Origin of the sequence: Thermosulfurimonas marina, from assembly GCF_012317585.1 — a bacterium.
Classification (GTDB): Bacteria; Desulfobacterota; Thermodesulfobacteria; order Thermodesulfobacteriales; family Thermodesulfobacteriaceae; genus Thermosulfurimonas_A; species Thermosulfurimonas_A marina.
Genome location: NZ_CP042909.1, coordinates 1,436,782 through 1,455,184 on the forward strand (window position 1 = coordinate 1,436,782; position 18,403 = coordinate 1,455,184).

The following is an 18,403-nucleotide window of genomic DNA, read 5'->3' on the forward strand; positions in this document are numbered from 1 at the left end:
TCGAGCTTTCAGGGTGGCCTTCGTCCCGAGGCGGACTTAATTTTTGGTCGAGGGGGTTGACAGAAAACAAAAATTCTTCTAAATAAATAACACCAAAAAATAGAAAAGGAGGTTGAGTTATGTGCATCAGACCGGGTTTGTTGGCCCCAGACTTTGAGGCCCAGGGTTATGCCGATGGAGAGATCAAGACCTTTAAGCTTTCGGATTATCGGGGAAAGTGGGTGCTTCTGGTTTTTTATCCCGCAGACTTTACCTTTGTCTGTCCTACGGAATTGGTGGCCATTGCCAAGAAGTACAAGGATCTCAAAGAGATGGGGGTAGAGGTCTTTGGAATCAGTATCGATACCCCCTTCGTGCACAAGGTCTGGCAGGAGACCGAGCTTTCCAAGATGATCGAGGGGGGCATTCCTTATCCCTTGCTTTCCGATCCGGCGGGAAAGATCGGCCAGCTCTACGGAGTCTATGACGAGAAGGCCGGCCTCAACTTGCGGGGGACCTTTCTCATCGATCCGGATGGGGTGATCCAATTTATGGATATCCTGAACGCCCCGGTAGGGCGCAACGCGGACGAGCTGGTGCGGCGCATCAAGGCCTTCCAGCATGTGAGGGAGACCGGAGGGGCCGAGGTCTGTCCGGCCCACTGGGAGCCCGGAAAGCCCACCCTCAAGCCCGGAGCGGATCTGGCCGGAAAGGTCTATGAGACTTGGAAGGCGGAATTGGTAGACTAATAGAGAAAAGGGCGGGGGTATCCCCCCGCCCAATTTCCCAAGGGGGGTGTGACCATGCGTCTCTTAAACCTTTTGGTTTTGGGGATTCTTTCTTTTTGTTTGGCTTTTCCGGTATGGGCTGGGGATCAGGATCTGCTTTCCCGAGCCCGAAGGTATTTCGAACCGCTTCCGGAAAAGCCTCCGGCCCTGAAGGGCAATCCCTTAAACCCTTACAAGATTGAGCTGGGAAAGATGCTCTACTTTGATCCCCGCCTTTCGGCCTCCCACCTCATAAGCTGTAACACCTGTCACAATCTCTCTCTGGCCGGAGTGGATATCCAGGAGACTTCCACCGGGCACATGTGGCAACGGGGGCCACGGAATGCCCCTACAGTCCTCAACTCCGTCTTCAATACGGCGCAGTTCTGGGACGGCCGAGCCAAGGACCTGGAAGAACAGGCCAAAGGTCCGGTTCAGGCCTCGGTAGAAATGAGCAACACCCCGGAGAGGGTGGTGGCTACCCTCAAGTCCATTCCGGAGTATGTGGAGCTTTTCCGGAAGGCCTTCCCCGGGGAAAAAGACCCCGTGACCTTTGACAACGTGGCCAAGGCCATCGAGGCCTTCGAGGCCACCCTTCTTACTCCCAACTCTCCCTTCGATCGGTTTCTTAAAGGAGATCTTCGGGCCCTTACGGCCGAAGAGAAGGAGGGTCTGCGTCTTTTCATGGAAAAGGGCTGCGCCAACTGCCATAACGGAATCAACGTGGGAGGAGGGATGTACGCCCCCTTCGGAGTGGTGGAGCGCCCCGGGGCGGATATTCTTCCTCCGGGAGACAAAGGCCGCTTTGCGGTGACCAAGACCGCCTCTGACGAATATGTCTTTAAGGTTCCTTCCCTGCGCAATATCGCCCTGACCTATCCCTATTTCCATTCCGGCAAGGTCTGGAGTCTGGAGGATGCGGTCTCCATCATGGGTTCGGCCCAGCTGGGAGCAGATCTCAGTCCAGAAGAAGTGCGCAAGATCGTGGCCTTTCTCAAGACCCTTACCGGAAAACAGCCGGAGATTGTGCTTCCCATCCTTCCTCCTAGCACCGACCGTACCCCCAGGCCCATCCTGGGCAAGGTAAAATAGGCCTTTGAGGGCGGCCCTTGCGGCCGCCCTTTCTTTTTTGACAGATCCCTTTAAAATAGATCTGGCTGCCGGGTCCTGCGCGACGGATCCCGGTGAACCCCGCCAGGCCCGAAAGGGAGCAACGGTAGCCGGGCTCTCCGGGTGCCGCAGGGGTGCCCGGCAGCCGTAAGCGGAAGCGCCAGGGGCCTGGTGGCCCCCCCGGGCTTCAAACCCGGTGCGCCGTCGGAAACGGCGGCGGGTGGGTTCGATTCCCATGCGCTTCCGCCAATCTAGATTCTAATAATCCGGGCTGGCCCCAATGTCTCACGGCGGAAAAGTGATATCTTTCCTCTAGGTCTCTGGGTACCACAGCGCCGGTGTTTTGGCTTTGCAGTTAAGGGTGACAAAATCGCCTTGCAGTAACACTTGCAGTAACACCTGTCTTGACGCTTGAGGAGAGAGGGGTTAAATATGAGATGATCTGTGCCGAGGTGGCGGAACTGGTAGACGCGCTGGCTTGAGGGGCTAGTGGGCTTCGGCCCGTGCGGGTTCGACTCCCGCCCTCGGCACCATTTTTCCCTTCTTGGGGACAATCCGGGGACAAATGCCGGGAAAGCCATGATACGCAAGGGATAGAGATCTGAGAATCCTTCTCAATAAGCGGAGGACTCGACTTCCGATTTTGCGTGATTATTCTCGATTAGAAGGAGCTTTTTCCCGTTTCTCGAGCCACTTCCCAAGGAAACCAACTTACGGGACCGGTCCTCCCCCTTCGAAAAGAGCTATGGGCTTCGGAGTGAGGAGGGCATAGGTTTTTTTCGCGTCCGAATGCTCCAGGTAACCTCCGATCTTCTGGGGCTTTTTCAAGGAGAGGTATGGAAAAGATGACTTTTAGGTCCAGACACAAAACTTCACCAGTGTCCAACGAAGTCCCTTTCGTATTTTTAATGAGGCAAGTCGTGGACCATAGTGTTTCGTCAACTGTGTCCGCAGGATAAGAGGCCTTCCTCCATAAGATCCTCAAAACCTCTCAGTTTTCGCGAACGGTATTTCTCCTCTAGACCCCTAAGCACCAGATAGACTACCTTGTAAAGTGCCCCAGGCTCACAGAAAACCTCTATCACCTTGGTCCTGCGCTTGACCTCTTTAATCAGCCTTTCAAGCTGATTCGTGGTGTAAATATAATTCCGAATAGGCTCCGGATATTCCAGAAAAACCAAGAGATCCTCGAGGTTCTCCTCCCAGTGCTTCACTACTTCCGGATACTTCCCTTGCCACCGGGCCTTGAAAGCCCTGAAGGCCTCCAGGGCCTCGGACCTCCTCCCAGCCCGATAAATTTTCCTCAAATCCTGAGCCAGCGCCTCTCGGTGAGACCTCCGAACCTTCCTCAGGCTATACTTGAGACTGTGAAGAACGCATCTCTGAAACCTGGCCCCAGGATAAACCCTGAGAACCGCCTCCTTCAAGCCTGATAGCCCGTCCCCTATGACCACCTCAATCCTCTTGAGACCTCTTTCGCGCAGTTCGTTGAAAATTTCCTGATAAACCAGAGCGCTCTCACCTTCCCCTCCACTGGTCCAAAAGCCCACAATCTCTCTGGTCCCATCTCGCCTTATCCCCAAAGCCAGATACACCGGCTCCCTGGCCACAGTTCCTCTCCTCACCGGCAGAAAAGTAGCATCCAGATAAAGGGCAAAGTATTCCTCCGAAAGCCTTCGCTTTCTCCAGGACTCAATTTGGTCCTCGGCTACCTCCGTTAGTCTGCTTATACTGGCTGGCGAATAGTAAGCCCCGTAAATGGTCTCGATAAATCTTGAAACCGCCCTGGTACTGGCTCCCGAAGCGTACAAGGCCAATACAGCTTCTCCCAAGTCGAGACCGGCTCTTCTCCTTGGAGGAGGTAGAATCTGAGCTCTAAAGTTTCCATCTCGAGTTCTGGGAACCATAAGGCCTTCAATAGGCCCGTATTTGGTGAGAAGGGAGCGAGAGTAGAAACCATTGCCTTTGGTTTCAGGGTGTTCCTCAAGGTAAAGGCTTCTTTCCTCAATAGCCAGTCGCTCAATCACGCTTTTAATGGCCTCCTTGATGAGGTCCTCCAGCTTTTCTATAATTTCTCTGTCCTGCATGGCCTTCCTCCTTCCCTTTGGTTTGACTCCCACTTATTATCGCAAGGAGGAAGGCCTCTTTATTTACCCCCTCGGACACAATTTGTGAAACACTACCCGTGGACTTGAAATAGGGAAAGAAATTTTATATACTTAAATAGGGAGCATGTATATCCGCTCTCCCACCCACACCCTCCTCAGGGGCGGGCCCCGGCCCGCCCCAATTTTTGTGATTGTCGAAAACAATTTTTTCTGCTATCCCTTAAATATGCCTCGCATTCTGGGAAAAGGGTCCTTTCTAGGAATCTTTTTCTTTCTCTTGATGGTCGTGTTTTTCTTTCCGGCCTTTAGCGGGGCCGAAAATGGAACTTCTTTTCAGATCCTTTCCGAAATGTCCAAAGGGCTTAAAAATTGCAATTATCGTCTGGGAAAGCTTTCTGGAGAGCTGGAAAGACTTTCTACGGAGATAGGGGCCCTTCGGGAAGAAAACCAGAAATTGCTGGAGCATTCCGAGAAGGAGAGGTCTTTTCAGAGTCAGGTTGAGGCTCGTTTGGGAAAACTCGAGGCCCGGGTGGAGGAATTGCACTTAGAGATTCAGGTGCTCATAAAGGCCCTGGTAGCCCTTATCGCCACCCTTATCCTTTTTGTCCTGGTGATGCTCCTTCGGGCCCGGCGAGGGCCTCGGGGAGGGAGCCTGCGTTTTTAGACCAGTTTTACGCTGACCACCTTGGAGACCCCTTCTTCTTCCATGGTGACCCCGAAAAGGGCGTCGGCCACCTCCATGACCCGGGGATTGTGGGTAATGAGGATCACCTGGGAGCGCTCTTTGAGTTTCTGAAGAAGGCTGTTGAAGCGCAGGGTGTTAGCCTCGTCCAGCGGGGCGTCCACCTCGTCCAGGATGCAGAAGGGCCCGGATTTCACCAGATAGAAGGCGAAGAGCACTGCCAGGGCACAGAGGGCCTTTTCTCCTCCGGAAAGCATGGTCAGGTGCTTTACAGGCTTTCCGGGAAGTTTTACCCGCAGGTCCAGGCCGGAAGAGAGGGGGTCCTCGGGACGGGTGAGATAGAGTTCGGCCCGACCTCCTTCAAAAAGGAGAGGAAAGACCTCTTTTAACCGGGCGTTAGCCACCTCCAGGGTCTCGCGCAGGAGTCTTCGGCTTTCGGCGTCAAGCCTCTCCATGGCCTTCTCCAGATCGGCTATGGCCGAAAGGAGTTCGGCCCGTCTTTCGGAAAGAAAGGTCCGACGTTCCTCCACCCGCTGGAGCTCCTCCTCGGCGGCCAGATTCACCGGGGGAAACTCGGCCAGCCTTTCCCGCACACGCTGGAGGGCCTCCTCTACCCGGGAGAGATCCTTCTCAGCCGGAGGGCCTCCGGAGACGAAGGCCTCTAGATCGGTTTCGTGGATCTCCCGGGCCTCCTCCCGGAGGTGCTCCAGGGTCATTTCCGCCTCCACCCGGTCGATCTCGAGTTTGTGCTTTCTCTCTTGCAAACGCCCCCGCTCCCGGCTACGGACCCTTTCGGCCTCCTCTAATTGCCTTAAGGTTTCTTGGACCTCCGTATAACGCCCTTTAAGGGCCTCAAGCTCCCGACGTTTCTTTTCCAGGGTTTCTTCGAGCTTTCGCCGTTCGGCCTGGATCTTTCGCAGAGTCTCCCGCACGAAGTTCAATTCTTCGGAAAGGAGGGCCTCCTGCTGCCCGGCCCTCTCGCGCTTTTCCCGGGCCCGGGAAAGGGCCTTTTCCAGTTCACTTTCCTGTTCCTTTAAGGATTGGAGGCGTCCGGAAAGCTCGGCCACCTTCCGGGCCCTCTCCCGTAATTCTTGATCCCGTTTCCGGGCCTCCTCCTTTAGCCCGGAAAGCTCTTGCCGCAGGCGATCTTCCTCGGAGAAGATCCCCTCCAGCTCTATTTTCAGGGCTTCCACTTCTTTTTCCTTGGCCGCAAGCTCCCTTTCGAGAGTTTCCCGGCGTTGAAGAAGCTCTCCCTCCTCGCGCCGGAGAAAGGCCTCCTCCTGCTGCAGGCGTTCCAGGGCCCTTTCTATCTCCGAAAGTCTCTTTTGGACTTTTTGTATCTCTTTTTCCCTAATCTGGGCTTCTGAGGTAATTTTTTCGGCTTCTTTTTGGATTTGGGCCAATTTTTCGCGGAGAATTTCCCTTTTTTGTGAAATATTGGAGGTTTCAGACTGAAGGTCCTTCAACCGAGAGGCTATCTCTTCCAGACGGCCTTTGATCTCCAAAATGCCCGGCCCTCCCTTTCGCAGGACCTTAAGAAAACCTGGGGGTTCGAAAAGAAGACCCTGGCCGGGGAGATAGACCGGGACCTCCGGGGGGTCTTCCCAGAGGGCCTCCGGGGCTTCGGCTTCCCCTAGGCCTCCAAGAAAGGCCTTAAGCCTTTTGCGGGTCTCGGGGGTAGAAAGAAAAAGACCGGGAAGACCTTCGGTTTTTGTGAGAAGAGATAGCTCCTCCGGGCCTTCTGCCACCGGAAAGAGGAGTCTTTCGGCGAGCACGGCCTCGGCCTGAGGACGCTTTTCCGGAGGGACCTCTAGAAGATCGGCCAGGAGCTTGAGGTCTCTTCTTTCCCGCAGGCGACGGAGATCCGGAGGAAGAAGACGGGAAAGGGCGGACTTGAGGGCCTCTTTTTCCTTAAGGAGGGCCCTTTTTTCCTGCTCAAGGACCCGAAGAGTTTCCTCAAAGGCCTGTAATTGGACCTTGAGCTCTTTTTGGACCTCAGTCCGTCTCTGAGCCTCCTCAAGGAGTTTTCGGTACCTCGCCTCCAGAGCTTGGAGCTCTTCGTTAAGGTTTTCCCTTTCAGCAAGCCCTTTTTCTCTACTCCGGGCCATCTGGGTGGCCTTTTCCTGGAGAAGGCTTTCCTTTTCGGAAAGGCTCCGAATCTCCCGAAGGATCCTTTCTCGTTCGGCCTCGGCAAAACGCCGTTTTTCTTGGAGGGAAAGAACTCGGGTCTCTATCTCCCGAAAGCCCTTTTCTTCTTTTTCGAGCTTTTCTTGGAGGGCCTCAAATTCCTTGCGGGCTTTTTCCTGCTGCGCTTTTTCCGCTTCTAGGACCTCGGAGAGGGCCCTTTTTTCTTCAAAGAGGGTCTCCCTCTGGGTCTCCAGCCTGCGGATCTCTTCGGCCAGGGCTTCTTTGCGGGTCTTTTCCCGCTCTAGGCTCCGAGAGAGTTCCGCCTCTTCCTGATAAAGGGCCCGGAGTTTGCGCGAAAGCTCCTCCCGTCTTCTTTCTTCTTCCTGGAGTTCCTCTTCCCTCTCTCGAAGCTTTCTTTTGAGGAGATGGGCCTCGGTCACGGTCTTTTCGTATTCCGGGAGACGACCCTTTTCTTCCTCCTCAAGACGCGAAAGCTTTTCTTCTATCTCCCGGAGTTGTTCCTCCGCCCGCTCCTTGGCCCGCTGGGCTCGGAGCCAGAGGAGGGCCAGTCGGGTTAGGGCTAGATGCCGGAACTCCTCCCGTAGCTTCCGATATTCCCGGGCCAGCCGGGCCTGCTCCGAGAGCTCCTGGAGGCGGCTTTCCAGTTCGGCCAGGAGATCCTCCACCCGGGCCAGGTTCTCCCGGGTGCGCTCGAGGTTGCGGCGGGATTCCTCCCGATTGACCCGGTAGCGGGAGACCCCGGCCAGCTCCTCCAGGAAAAAGCGCCTCTCCTCCGGACTCCACTCCAGGAACTTCCCCACCTCGCCCTGATCGATGAGACCGTAGCCCCGGGGATGGACTCCGGTGTCCAGGAAGAGATAATGAATGTCTTTGAGGCGGCAGGCCCGGTTATTGATCAAAAATTCCGACTCTCCAGAGCGATAGAGCCTTCGGGCCACCACGATCTCTGGAAGATCCCGGAGACTTTCCGGGGCCTGGCCGTCATTTTCCAAGACTAGACGCACTTCGGCAAAGGCCGGGGCCCGCCCGTGATCTCCGGCAAAAAGGAGCTCTTCGGCGGCGCGCACCCGTAGCCTCTTGAGACTCTGCTCCCCCAGGACCCAGCGCAAGGCGTCCACAATGTTGCTTTTCCCGCTTCCATTGGGCCCTACAATAGCCGAAATCCCCGGGGGAAAGGGGAGAACCACCCGGTAGGGGAAGGACTTGAACCCGTATATCTCCAGGCGTTTGATCCGCATGGGTGGCTCTATTTTACCATGTTCCCTTGAGGCCGACCTCTAGAAATATTATTGAAAATTGCCTCTTAGTTTTAGGATGGTATTCTGAACCCACAAAGGAAGTTTTGGAGGCTCGTGTGGCTTTGATAAACCTTCAGGTCTGGCCCGAGGCTCTATAAAGAAGTGTTTTCCTTTTGGGAAAAGAAAATCTTCGAGATCGTTCCTGGTTGGCGAGAGAAACTGGCCGGGTGCGGGCTCGAGCGCTTCGAGGCCTTCTGGGGAGAAGTGGGGCGACCTTTTAAGGTCAAGCCGGATCGGGAGATCAGACTCCTCGAGGTCAGAGGGCAGTCCCTTTTTCTCAAACGTTATTTCCGCTTCGGGGCTCTGGAGTTTGTGTGCGGGGCGGAGCGGGAATGGTGGGCGGTAAAAGAGCTTTCTCGCCGCGGCTTTAGTGTGCCCGAGCCCGTGGCCTTCGGGCTGGAAAGAGGCCTGCGTCCCCGGCGGGCCTTTAGCCTCCTTTCGGCTGCCCCGGGCCGGCGCCTGGAGGATCTCTTCCGGGAGGAACCGGAGGTCGCCCTGCGTTTGGCCTGGCCTCTGGCGGCCTTTGCGGCCCGCTTTCACGCCCTGGGTTTTTCCCATCAGGATTTTTACCTCTGTCACCTGTTTTTCGACGGCCGGCGGTTTTTTCTCATCGATCTTCAGCGCCTGCGGCAGAGTGAGGGTCTGCGTTTCCGCTGGATCATTAAAGATCTGGCGGAACTCTTCTATTCGGCAAGAGAGGTCCTGGGAGAGTCCTCCGCGGAATTTGAAAAGAGGTTCCTTTCGGAGTACGGACGGTTCCACCCCTGGCTGGAATCCCCCAAGATGCTTAAAAGATTAGAAGGGAAAATCCGAAAGATTGCGGCCCACGATGCCAAACTTAAAGCGCGCCAAAAAATACGCCTCCGGGCGGTGTGAATTCTGCGGAGAAGAACGGCCTCTGGTGTGGCGCTGCCGCCGCTGCGGTTTTACCGTCTGTCAGGTCTGTCTCTCCCGGGACCAGAAATATTTTTCCTGTAACGCCATCACCTGGGTCTGTCCCAATTGCCTCAATTGGGAGACCCTTTGAAGACCTCTACCACTACCCCCTTTTGTCTTCCGGGAAGTCGATAGGGGTGGGTCTGGAGGTGGACTCCGGGGAAGGCCTTCTTAAAGGTCTGGAGTTCGCGGTCGAGTTTGCCTGCGGCCTTGAGGGCCAGGAGGCGCCCTTGAGGGAGGAGAAGGGGTTCGGCCAGAGACCAGAGTTGGATCAGTTCGCTTACGGCCCGGGCGGTGACCGCCTCGAAATGGGCCCGGGGGACCTCGGGATCTTCGGCCCGGGCCCGAAGGATTTTCACTGCCGAAAGACCGAGGCGGGCCGCGGCATATTCTAGAAAGGAGACCGCCCGGCGCCGGGGCTCCACCAGCCAGACCTCCAGATCCGGACGGACTATCTTCAATACCAGACCCGGAAGCCCGGCCCCACTTCCCAGGTCCGCGATTTTTCCGGTGGGGGGAAGGTGGGGCACCAAGACCAGACTGTCTAGGAGGTGCTTGGCCAGTATTTCCCCGCGCGTGGCCGTCCCGAGAAGGCCCAAGGGATGGGCCATCTCTTGCAGGAGATCCGCATAAAGAAGGAGTTTTTCCAGGACCGGGGGCCCCAAACCGGGGACCAAGCGGCGGGCTTCCCGCCAGAAGGCCTCTTCGGTCACGCCTCTCTTAGCCAGGCTGCGGCCTCCTCCGGGGCCACGGGCACGATATAGGCCTCGGCCCCCCATTCGAAACCCGCCACCCGGGTGAGCGCCGGGACCAGCTCCAGGTGCCAGTGGAAGTCTTCGGGAAAGGGCCCTTTAAGGGGCTCAAGGTGCAAAAAGAAATTGTAAGGAAGGTTGGGCACGATGCGGTTTAAGGCGCGAAGGAGATGAAGAAGAACTTCGGCAAATTCTAGGAGTTCTCTCTCCTCCAGGGTGTCGAAGGGCCGGCCGTGGGCCTTATGAAGGATCCAGGTCTCCAGAGGCTGTCTCGGGGCAAAGGCCGCAGCGGCCAGAAAATTTTCGCTCTCCAGAATCTTTCGGGGCTCCCGGCGCTCCTTTTCCACCATCTCGCAGAAAAGGCAACGGCCCTTACGGTGTCGAAATTCCTCAAGGCGGGCGAATTCCCGTTTTAGGAGTGGGGGAAGAAAGGGCAGGGCCAGGACCTGGCTGTGGCTGTGGCGTCGGGAGGCTCCGGCCCGGGCCCCGTGATTCTTGAAAAAGAGCCCGTAACGCCAGCCCTCGGCCTGAAAGGCCTCCTTTCGCTGCCGGAAGGCCTCCAGTACCCGGAGCACCTGGGAGGGAGAGAGCTCGGCGAGAGCCCTTTCATGTTCCGGGGTCTCGATAATGACTTCGTGTCGCCCCACCCCCGGAAGGACTACAAAGAGATCCGAAGGAGGAGGATCTGCTTTGCCGGGGACCAGGGCCGCAAACTTGTTGGGGACTACCCGCACGCTCCAGTCCCCTTCCGGACCTGTAAGGCGCAGGAGCTCCGGGGGGGTGAGATGTTCGTTCCCGGGGCAAAAGGGGCAGGGACCGGTCTCCGCCGTCTCCGGAAGGGGCTGAAAATCGTGAGGACGCCGCCCCCTTTCCGGGGCCACCAGGCTCAGGCGTCCACTCAGCGGGTCTTCCCGGATCTCGGGCAAGCTATTCCCCGCGGAGTTTTTCCATCTTCTCCTGCTCGCGTTTGCAACGGATACACAGGGTGGCCTCGGGGCGGGCCTCGAGGCGCTTCTCCTCGATTTCTCCCCCGCAGGCCTCACAGATGCCGTAGGAGCCCTCTTCGATCTTCTGAAGGGCCTTCTCTATCTTGCGCAAAAGCTTGCGTTCTCGATCCCGCAGGCGGAGATCCAGCCCCAGGTCGCTTTCCATGGTGGCGATGTCCGTAGGGTCGGCCAGGTGTTCGGCTCCCCCCTCGAGATTATGGAAGGCCCGATCGGCCTCAGCGATAAGACGTTGTTTTTTTTCGAGGAGGAGTTTTTTGAAGTGTTCAAGCTTTTTGGGATCCATGCAAGCCTCCTTCCAGGATCACTTCTCCGCTCTTGCCCCCGCTTTTTCTTACCAAGCGAATATCCGTTATGCGTACCCCCTTGTCAATCCCCTTGCACATGTCGTAGACCGTAAGGGCGGCCACTGCCACCGCGGTGAGGGCCTCCATTTCTACACCGGTCTGGGCCACGGTTTTGGCCCGGGCCTCGATCTCCAGGGCCTGATCCTCTTCGTTCAATTCAAACTGGATTTCCACCTTGGAAAGGGGCAGGGGATGACAAAGGGGGATGAGTTCCGGGGTACGCTTGGCCGCAAGGATGCCCGCAATGCGGGCTGCGCCAAAGAGGTCTCCTTTGGGAAGGTTGCGCTCGCGCACCAGAGGGAAGACCTTTTCTCCCAGGATAACCCGTCCCCGAGCCACGGCCTCCCGAGCCGTAGGGGGCTTTTCCGAAACATCCACCATACGGGCCGTGCCATCGGGATTAAGGTGAGTGAACTCCATGGCTACTCCTTAAAGATCTTGCGCCAGAACCCGGACTTTTTGCGACTTTTTACCTGCGGGCCCTCGCTTTTTTCCAGCTCGGAAAACCGCCGCAGGAGTTCCTCCTGTTCCCGGTTGACCCGGGAGGGGAGTCGAACTTCGATTTCTACCAGGAGATCCCCGGGCTCACCCCCACGGGGGTCCGGAAGCCCTTTGCCCTTCAGAAGAAGGCGATCGCCGGGCTGGGTCCCCCGGGGGATCTCGATGGGAATGGTCTCACCGGAAAGATGTTGGACCTCGGTGCGGGCCCCTAAGATGGCGTCTACCACCCCGATCACTAAAGTAAGAACGAGGTTCTTGCCCTCCCGGCGGAAATAGGCATGGGGCTTGGTGCGGATCTTGAGGTAGAGGTCTCCGGGAGGCCCGCCGTAGAGGCCGGCTTCCCCCTCCCCGGGCACCCGAATGACGGAGCCCTCTTCTACTCCAGGGGGAATTTTCACCCGCAGGCGCCTCTTGCCCCACACCCGCCCCTCTCCATGGCACCGGGGGCAGGGATCAGAGATCAGGGTCCCCATCCCTTGACAGTGAGGACAGGTGGTGGTTAAGCGGAAAAAGCCTTCGGAGTGGACCACATGCCCCCGTCCTTTGCAGACCGGGCAGTACCGCGGCCCGGCCCCCGGGGCTAGCCCCGAACCTCCACACTCCTCGCACCGCAGATACTTCTCTAAGGTGATCTCCACTTCCTTCCCGTGATAGACCTCTTCTAGGCTGAGGGAGACCTCGTAGGAAAGATCGGCTCCGGCTCTGGGCTTGCGACCCGGAGATCTCTCTCGGAAACTGAACCCGAAAAATTCCTCAAAAAGATCGGAGAAGGCCGAAAAGATGTCTTCTACATCTTCAAACCCTCTGAAACCCCGTTGGTGAAGTCCGGCATGACCCTGGGCGTCGTATATAGCCCGTTTTTCCGGATCGGAAAGGACCTCGTAGGCCTCGGAGATCTCCTTAAATCTTTCCTCGGCCTCCGGATCGCCGGGGTTGCGATCCGGATGATACTTCAAGGCCAGGCGACGGTAGGCCCGCTTGATTTCTTCCTGCGTGGCGTTACGGGGAACCCCCAGAAGGGCATAATAGTCCTTCTTCACGACTCCTCACCGGGAGCTTTCCCCTCCAGGAGATCCGAAATGGAAAACTCTTCGGCCTCCCGGGCCAGCTCCTGGATGTTTTCAAAGGTTACTTTGCCGGCCGCAATCTCCCGCAGGGCGGTCACGATCTCTTTGTTGTCGCACTCTACCAGGGGCTTGGCCCCTTTGCGCAACTGGCGTACCCGCTCCACGGCCAGATGAATGAGTTTGAAGCGGTTGGGGACTTTCTCCAGGCAGTCCTCAATGGTGACTCGGGCCATAGGGCTCCTCCTACATCACCGCTTCGACGGATTTGACCTCCGGGACTTCCTTCTTGAGGTAGCGCTCGATGCCCATCTTCAGGGTCATCTGGCTCATGGGACAGGCCCCGCAGGCCCCGCGCAGGCGGACCTTCACCACCCCATCCTCGGTGATCTCCACCAGCTCCACGTCTCCACCGTCGGCCTGAAGCATGGGCCTTACCTTGGAGAGAGCCGCTTCTACCGCTTCACGCATTTTCGAAACCTCCTTGCAAAGTTTGCCCTTAAGTTAACGGCTTTTCTCAAAAAAACAAGGGTGCTATAAGTTAAGAAAATTCGCGACAAGCAGGAGGAGAAAATGCGCAGCGACCGGGTGAAAAAGGGTCTTGAACGGGCCCCCCATCGGTCCCTTCTTCGGGCCTTGGGGCTAACGGACGAGGAATTGCGCAAGCCTCTCATCGGGGTGGTCAACTCCTTTAACGAGATCGTTCCCGGGCATATGCACCTGCGCCAGGTGACCGAGGCGGTAAAGGCCGGAGTGCGTATGGCCGGAGGGGTGCCGGTGGAGTTCGGGGTTATCGGGGTCTGCGACGGCATTGCCATGAATCACGAGGGGATGAAGTATTCTCTGGTCTCCCGGGAGATCATCGCCGACTCCATCGAGATCATGGCCCAGGCCCACGCCTTTGACGCCCTGGTCCTGGTCTCAAGTTGCGACAAGATCACCCCGGGAATGCTCATGGCCGCCTTAAGGCTCAATCTCCCGGCCCTTCTTGTCTCCGGGGGGCCCATGCTCACCGGAAGCTTCCGGGGGCGCAAGGTCAACCTCATCTCCGTCTTTGAGGGAATAGGCAAGGTCAAGGTCGGGGAGATGACCGAGGAGGAACTGGCGGAGCTTGAGGCCTGCGCCTGCCCCACCTGCGGTTCCTGCGCGGGGATGTTCACGGCCAACTCCATGAATTGCCTTTCCGAGGCTTTGGGACTGGCTCTTCCGGGAAACGGGACCGTCCCGGCGGTGAGTGCCGAGCGCCTGCGGCTGGCCAAGCGCACCGGGGCCAAGGTGGTGGAGCTTTTGCGGCGCCGGATCACTCCCCGGAAGATCGCCACCGAGGCCGCCTTCCGTAACGCCATTACCGTGGACATGGCCCTGGGGTGTTCTACCAATACCGTGCTTCATCTTCCGGCCATCGCCCGGGAGGCCGGGATCAAACTCTCTCTGGAGGTCTTTGACGAGATCTCCCGGCGCACCCCGGTGCTAGCCAGTCTCATCCCTGCCGGGCCTCACAGCGTGCCGGAACTCTACGAGGCCGGGGGCATCCCGGCGGTGATGGCCGAGCTTTCCCGGGCCGGGCTCTTGGACCTTTCCGTCCTTACCGGAACCGGGGCCTCCCTCAAGGAAAATCTTTCCGGGGCGGAAATTCGCAATCCCGAGGTTATCCGGCCCTTGGAGAAGGCCTATCGTTCAGAAGGAGGCATTGCCATTCTCTGGGGGAGCCTGGCCCCGGAGGGGGCGGTGGTCAAGACCAGCGCCGTAGTCCCGGAGATGATGCGCCATGAGGGGCCGGCCCGGGTCTTTGACTCGGAGGAGGAGGCCTATCGGGCCATTCTCTCCGGAAAGATCCAGCCCGGAGACGTAGTGGTCATCCGCTATGAAGGTCCTAAAGGGGGGCCGGGAATGCGGGAAATGCTTTCCCCTACCTCGGCCCTCATCGGGATGGGCCTAGGGGCCTCGGTGGCCCTCATCACCGACGGACGCTTTAGCGGAGGCACGCAGGGGGCCTGCATCGGGCACGTCTCCCCGGAGGCGGCCGAAGGAGGGCCCATCGCCCTGGTCAGGGACGGAGACCGTATCCGCATTGATATCCCGGCCCGGCGCCTGGACCTTCTGGTCTCCGAGGAGGAGCTTGAGCGCCGGCGCAAGAGCTGGAGGCCCAAGAAGAAAAAGGTCTCGGGAGTGCTGGCCCGTTACGCCCGTTTGGTCACCTCCGGGGCCAAGGGGGCGGTGCTCGAAGAATAAATGGGGCGCTATCTCCTGGCCGGACACCTCACCCGGGACCTCATTCCGGGAGAGGGGTATCGTTTTGGAGGGGCGGTGCTCTATGCCGGGCTTACCGTGCGCCGGCTTTCCTGGGAGACCCATGTGCTTACCTCCTGTGCCGAAAGGGCGGAAGATCTGGAGAGGCTCTTCGGGGAACTCTTTTTTCATCTCGAGCCCTCGCCGGAGACCACAATCTTCGTGAACGAGGAGACTGCGTCCGGGCGCCGCCAGCGGGTGCTCGCCCGGGCGCAAGCCCTGAACTTTAAGGCCTTACCGGAGCGACCCTTTGCCGTAGAGGTCCTGCACCTGGCCCCGGTCCTTGACGAGGTCCCTCCGGAGCCCGGGATCTGGCTTGAGGCCGTGCGCTTTCGCCACCTGGTGGCCAACCCCCAGGGCTGGTTTCGGGAGGTGGACGAGGAGGGGAGGGTGCGGGCCCGGGTTCCGGATCTCTCCCGGGCCCCTCATTTTGAGGCCTTAGTGGTGAGCGAGGAGGATCTGGCCGCCGATTTTCAGGGACTTCTTTCCGAACTTCGGGCCCGGACGGAGATCCTGGTCCTTACCCGCGGGGCTGAGGGGGCTAGTCTCTTCCGCGGAAAAGGGGAGAGGTTTTTTCCAGCCCGCAAGGTGTCTGCGGTGGACCCCACCGGGGCCGGAGACGTCCTGGCCGGGGCTTTTTTCGGCCTCCTTTTTCGAGGAAAAGGCCCGGAGGAGGCCCTGAAGGCCGCGATGGAGCTTGCGGCCCTGGCGGTTACCCGTCCGGGCCTTTCCGGAGTGCCCACCTTTCAGGAAATCGCAAACTTGCCTTTCCGGCCTCAGGAGTGTTAAAATAGGCTACCTAGCGGGGGTGCCTATGGGAAACTTTTTGGCCTATCTGGGAAGGTTGGGGCTTTCCTTTGTCTCCCAGGCTGGAGGGATGTTCCTTCTCTTTCTTTCCACCCTGGCCTTGACCCTCAAACCCCCCTATCGGGTGCGGCTTTTTTTCAAGCAGATGGAATTTGTGGGGGTAAACTCCCTGGTAGTGGTGGTCCTTACGGCCCTCTTTTCCGGGATGGTCATTGCCTTTCAGAGCTACCGGGCTCTATCCAAGTTCGGGGGAGAGAGCCTTCTCGGAGGCCTGGTAGCCCTTTCCCTGGTAAGGGAGTTGGGACCGGTCCTGACCAGTCTCATGGTTACCGCCCGGGCGGGCTCAGCCATGGCCGCAGAGCTCGGTACCATGAGGGTCACGGAGCAGATCGATGCCCTGGAGGTCATGGCGGTGCACCCCATCCATTATCTGGTGGTTCCGCGCTTCTGGGCTGCGGTGCTCATGGTCCCTCTCCTTACGGTAATCGCCGATGCCGTGGGAATCGCCGGGGGTTATCTGGTAGGGGTCCTCCTTCTTAAAGTGGATGCGGGGATCTTCGTAGAAAAGATGCGCGAGATGGTGGAATGGATAGATATTTCAAGTGGTCTTTATAAGGCCTTTGTTTTCGGAGGTCTTTTGGCCATAATCGGTTGCTATAAGGGATATAATGCCCGAGGAGGGGCCGAAGGGGTGGGGCAGGCCACCACGGAGGCGGTGGTGATTGCCTCGGTGGCCATCCTGGTGGGAGACTATATCCTCACCTCCCTCCTCTTTTAAAGCTATGGTGGAATTGATCGATCTGCACAAGAGCTTTGGAGAACAAAAGGTGCTCGCCGGGGTGAATCTCAAGATACCCCGAGGCCGCCTCACCTTCATTATGGGCCGCAGCGGGACCGGAAAGAGCGTTCTTCTCAAACACATGATCGGGCTCCTCAGGCCTGACCGGGGAAAGATTCTCATCGACGGAGAGGACGTCACGGATTATTCCCCGGCCCAGTGGCAGCGCCTGCGCCGGCGTTTCGGTTTCCTCTTTCAGGAGGGGGCCCTCTTTGACTCCATGACCGTGGCCGAGAATGTGGCCTTTCCTTTGATGGAGCACACCCGGCTTTCCCGCCGGGAGATCGAAAAACGGGTGGAAGAAAAGCTTGCGGTGGTGGGGCTTCTGGAGGCCCGAGACAAGTATCCGGCGGAGCTTTCCGGGGGCATGCGCAAGCGGGCGGCCCTGGCCCGGGCCCTGGCTCTGGAGCCGGAGATCATCCTCTTTGACGAGCCCACCACGGGACTGGACCCCATCCTTCAGGTCTCCATCATGAAGCTCATCCGGGAGACCCAGAGGAGGTTCGGGCTTACGGGAGTGGTGGTGAGCCATGATGTGCCCATCGCCCTGCAGGCCGCAGACTTCATCGCCATGCTTCACGAGGGGCGGGTGGTGGCCTTTGGGCCTCCCAAGGAGATCCGAGAAAGCGATCATCCTTTTGTGAGACAATTTTTAAGGAGTGCTTTTGAGGGCTGTCTGCCCGGGGAGGGAAGCCATGTACAAGAAAAGCACGGAGATTAAGGTAGGAATCTTCGTGGTGGCGGCCTTGGCGGTTCTGGCCTACCTTACGGTAAAACTGGCGGAGGAGTCTTTCCATCCTCAAGGCACCTATCCCCTCTATGCGGTCTTCGAAAATGTTTCCGGGCTGGTGCGGGGGGCCCGGGTGGAGATGGCCGGAGTGGAGATCGGCCGGGTGGGCCGGATCGAGCTCCTTCCCGAGGGTAAGGCCCGGGTAGAGCTTCTGATCTATAAAGGGGTCAAGATTGCGGCCGATGCCGAGGCCGTAGTTCGTACGGCGGGGGTCCTGGGAGACCGTTTCGTGGAGATCCGCCAGGGTCGGGCCCGGGAGGTGCTTTCTCCGGGCCGCGAGATCGCCCGTACGGAAAGCCCCGTGGATCTGGGGCAGGTCTTGGCCGAGGTGGGCCCGGCCGTCAAGGAACTCCGCCAGGCCGCCGAGGGCCTCAGCGAGATTTTGGGCTCGGAAGAGGGCCGGCGCAACCTAAAGGAGCTTATAGCCAACCTCCGCGACGCCAGCGCCTCTATCAAACAGGCTGCGGACCGCATCAACCGCGGGGAGGGGACCCTGGGTAAACTCCTTACCGACGAGGAGCTCTATCGGGAGATCAAGTCCAGTTTTGGGGACTTCAAGGTCACCATGGCCAACCTGCGGGAGGTCTCGGAACGCATGCGCCGCGGGGAGGGGACCCTGGGCAAACTCCTTACCGACGAGGAGCTTTACCGGAGCTTCCGGCAGGCCATGGACAGTGTGGAAAAGGGCTCTACGGCCATTGCCGAGGTGGCTGAAAAGATCAACCGCGGGGAGGGGACCCTGGGCAAGCTGCTGACCGACGAGGAGCTCTATAGCGAGCTTGAGGACGCCGTGCGCACCCTCAACCGCATCGTGAAGAAGGTGGATCGGGGCCAGGGGACCTTGGGCAAGCTGGTCAATGACGATAGCCTTTACGTGGAGGCCAAGCGGGCCCTCCAGAATGTGAACCGGGCCACCTCCGGCCTCCAGGAACAGGTGCCCATTTCCGTCCTGGGGACCATCGCCGGGGCGGCCATGCACTGAT

Annotated in this window: 19 protein-coding genes, 2 tRNA genes and 1 other RNA gene; 13 read left to right on the top strand and 9 right to left on the bottom strand. The window is 58.5% G+C overall.

Annotation, left to right across the window (positions count from 1 at the left end; genetic code table 11):
* Positions 1–119 precede the first annotated feature (119 nt).
* From prxU to FVE67_RS07500, 5 genes are all read left to right on the top strand, one after another.
* On the top strand, positions 120–728 hold the full coding sequence (gene prxU / locus FVE67_RS07480; protein ID WP_168719990.1) for a thioredoxin-dependent peroxiredoxin: 609 nt from the start codon (positions 120–122) through the stop codon (positions 726–728).
* Between the two features lie 54 nt (positions 729–782).
* Entirely contained in the window at positions 783–1,838 is a 1,056-nt protein-coding gene (locus tag FVE67_RS07485; RefSeq protein WP_168719991.1) for a cytochrome-c peroxidase, read from the top strand.
* 66 nt (positions 1,839–1,904) lie between these two features.
* Positions 1,905–2,003: signal recognition particle sRNA small type (gene ffs / locus FVE67_RS07490), an RNA gene on the top strand.
* 6 nt (positions 2,004–2,009) lie between these two features.
* Positions 2,010–2,105 (top strand) — tRNA-Sec (locus tag FVE67_RS07495).
* 197 nt (positions 2,106–2,302) lie between these two features.
* Positions 2,303–2,389 (top strand) — tRNA-Leu (locus FVE67_RS07500).
* A 405-nt stretch (positions 2,390–2,794) separates the two neighbouring features.
* Here FVE67_RS07500 and FVE67_RS07505 read toward each other — a convergent pair.
* Complete coding sequence (locus FVE67_RS07505; protein WP_425505381.1) at positions 2,795–3,943, bottom strand: IS256 family transposase; 1,149 nt, start codon at positions 3,941–3,943, stop codon at positions 2,795–2,797.
* Between the two features lie 298 nt (positions 3,944–4,241).
* On the opposite strand from FVE67_RS07505, the gene FVE67_RS07510 reads away from it, so the two are divergent.
* On the top strand, positions 4,242–4,628 hold the full coding sequence (locus FVE67_RS07510) for a hypothetical protein (protein WP_168719992.1): 387 nt from the start codon (positions 4,242–4,244) through the stop codon (positions 4,626–4,628).
* On the opposite strand, the gene FVE67_RS07515 is transcribed toward FVE67_RS07510, so the two are convergent.
* Positions 4,625–8,032, bottom strand: coding sequence for an AAA family ATPase (locus tag FVE67_RS07515; protein WP_168719993.1), 3,408 nt, complete (start codon positions 8,030–8,032; stop codon positions 4,625–4,627). The genes FVE67_RS07510 and FVE67_RS07515 overlap by 4 nt on opposite strands.
* Positions 8,033–8,194: 162 nt before the next feature.
* Here FVE67_RS07515 and FVE67_RS07520 point away from each other — a divergent pair, with 162 nt between their 5' ends.
* Together FVE67_RS07520 and FVE67_RS09495 are read left to right on the top strand one after the other, a co-directional pair.
* Positions 8,195–8,968, top strand: coding sequence for a lipopolysaccharide kinase InaA family protein (locus FVE67_RS07520; protein WP_168719994.1), 774 nt, complete (start codon positions 8,195–8,197; stop codon positions 8,966–8,968).
* Positions 8,969–8,993: 25 nt separating this feature from the next.
* Complete coding sequence (locus FVE67_RS09495; protein WP_281347176.1) at positions 8,994–9,119, top strand: hypothetical protein; 126 nt, start codon at positions 8,994–8,996, stop codon at positions 9,117–9,119.
* Here the strand turns inward: FVE67_RS09495 and rsmG are convergent.
* From rsmG to FVE67_RS07560, 7 genes are read right to left on the bottom strand one after another with little or no spacing between them, the layout of a single operon-like run.
* Positions 9,100–9,741, bottom strand: coding sequence for a 16S rRNA (guanine(527)-N(7))-methyltransferase RsmG (gene rsmG, locus FVE67_RS07530; protein ID WP_168719996.1), 642 nt, complete (start codon positions 9,739–9,741; stop codon positions 9,100–9,102). The genes FVE67_RS09495 and rsmG overlap by 20 nt on opposite strands.
* Positions 9,738–10,706: a galactose-1-phosphate uridylyltransferase gene (locus FVE67_RS07535; RefSeq protein ID WP_168719997.1), complete on the bottom strand. Its 969-nt coding sequence runs from the start codon at positions 10,704–10,706 to the stop codon at positions 9,738–9,740. The genes rsmG and FVE67_RS07535 overlap by 4 nt, the downstream gene beginning before the upstream one ends.
* 1 nt (position 10,707) lies before the next feature.
* On the bottom strand, positions 10,708–11,070 hold the full coding sequence (gene dksA, locus FVE67_RS07540) for an RNA polymerase-binding protein DksA (RefSeq protein ID WP_168719998.1): 363 nt from the start codon (positions 11,068–11,070) through the stop codon (positions 10,708–10,710).
* Positions 11,051–11,551, bottom strand: a complete 501-nt coding sequence (gene moaC / locus FVE67_RS07545; RefSeq protein ID WP_168719999.1) for a cyclic pyranopterin monophosphate synthase MoaC — start codon at positions 11,549–11,551, stop codon at positions 11,051–11,053. The genes dksA and moaC overlap by 20 nt, the downstream gene beginning before the upstream one ends.
* 2 nt (positions 11,552–11,553) lie before the next feature.
* Positions 11,554–12,672 (bottom strand): molecular chaperone DnaJ, encoded by a 1,119-nt coding sequence (gene dnaJ, locus FVE67_RS07550; protein ID WP_168720000.1) that lies wholly within the window; start codon positions 12,670–12,672, stop codon positions 11,554–11,556.
* The gene (gene rpoZ, locus FVE67_RS07555) at positions 12,669–12,932 is read right to left on the bottom strand and encodes a DNA-directed RNA polymerase subunit omega (protein WP_168720001.1); all 264 of its coding nucleotides are present in this window, start codon (positions 12,930–12,932) and stop codon (positions 12,669–12,671) included. Before rpoZ ends, dnaJ begins: the two co-directional genes overlap by 4 nt.
* A gap of 10 nt (positions 12,933–12,942) precedes the next feature.
* Positions 12,943–13,167: a NifU family protein gene (locus tag FVE67_RS07560; RefSeq protein ID WP_168720002.1), complete on the bottom strand. Its 225-nt coding sequence runs from the start codon at positions 13,165–13,167 to the stop codon at positions 12,943–12,945.
* Between the two features lie 102 nt (positions 13,168–13,269).
* On the opposite strand from FVE67_RS07560, the gene ilvD reads away from it, so the two are divergent.
* Genes ilvD through FVE67_RS07585 form a run of 5 tightly spaced genes read left to right on the top strand, consistent with a single transcriptional unit; the run spans position 13,270 to position 18,402 of the window.
* The gene (gene ilvD / locus FVE67_RS07565; protein WP_168720003.1) at positions 13,270–14,928 is read left to right on the top strand and encodes a dihydroxy-acid dehydratase; all 1,659 of its coding nucleotides are present in this window, start codon (positions 13,270–13,272) and stop codon (positions 14,926–14,928) included.
* Complete coding sequence (locus FVE67_RS07570) at positions 14,929–15,774, top strand: PfkB family carbohydrate kinase (protein WP_168720004.1); 846 nt, start codon at positions 14,929–14,931, stop codon at positions 15,772–15,774.
* A gap of 25 nt (positions 15,775–15,799) precedes the next feature.
* Complete coding sequence (locus FVE67_RS07575) at positions 15,800–16,570, top strand: MlaE family ABC transporter permease (RefSeq protein ID WP_168720005.1); 771 nt, start codon at positions 15,800–15,802, stop codon at positions 16,568–16,570.
* A gap of 4 nt (positions 16,571–16,574) precedes the next feature.
* Positions 16,575–17,351 (top strand): ABC transporter ATP-binding protein, encoded by a 777-nt coding sequence (locus FVE67_RS07580; protein ID WP_168720006.1) that lies wholly within the window; start codon positions 16,575–16,577, stop codon positions 17,349–17,351.
* Complete coding sequence (locus tag FVE67_RS07585; protein ID WP_168720007.1) at positions 17,326–18,402, top strand: MlaD family protein; 1,077 nt, start codon at positions 17,326–17,328, stop codon at positions 18,400–18,402. Before FVE67_RS07580 ends, FVE67_RS07585 begins: the two co-directional genes overlap by 26 nt.
* Position 18,403 lies beyond the last annotated feature (1 nt).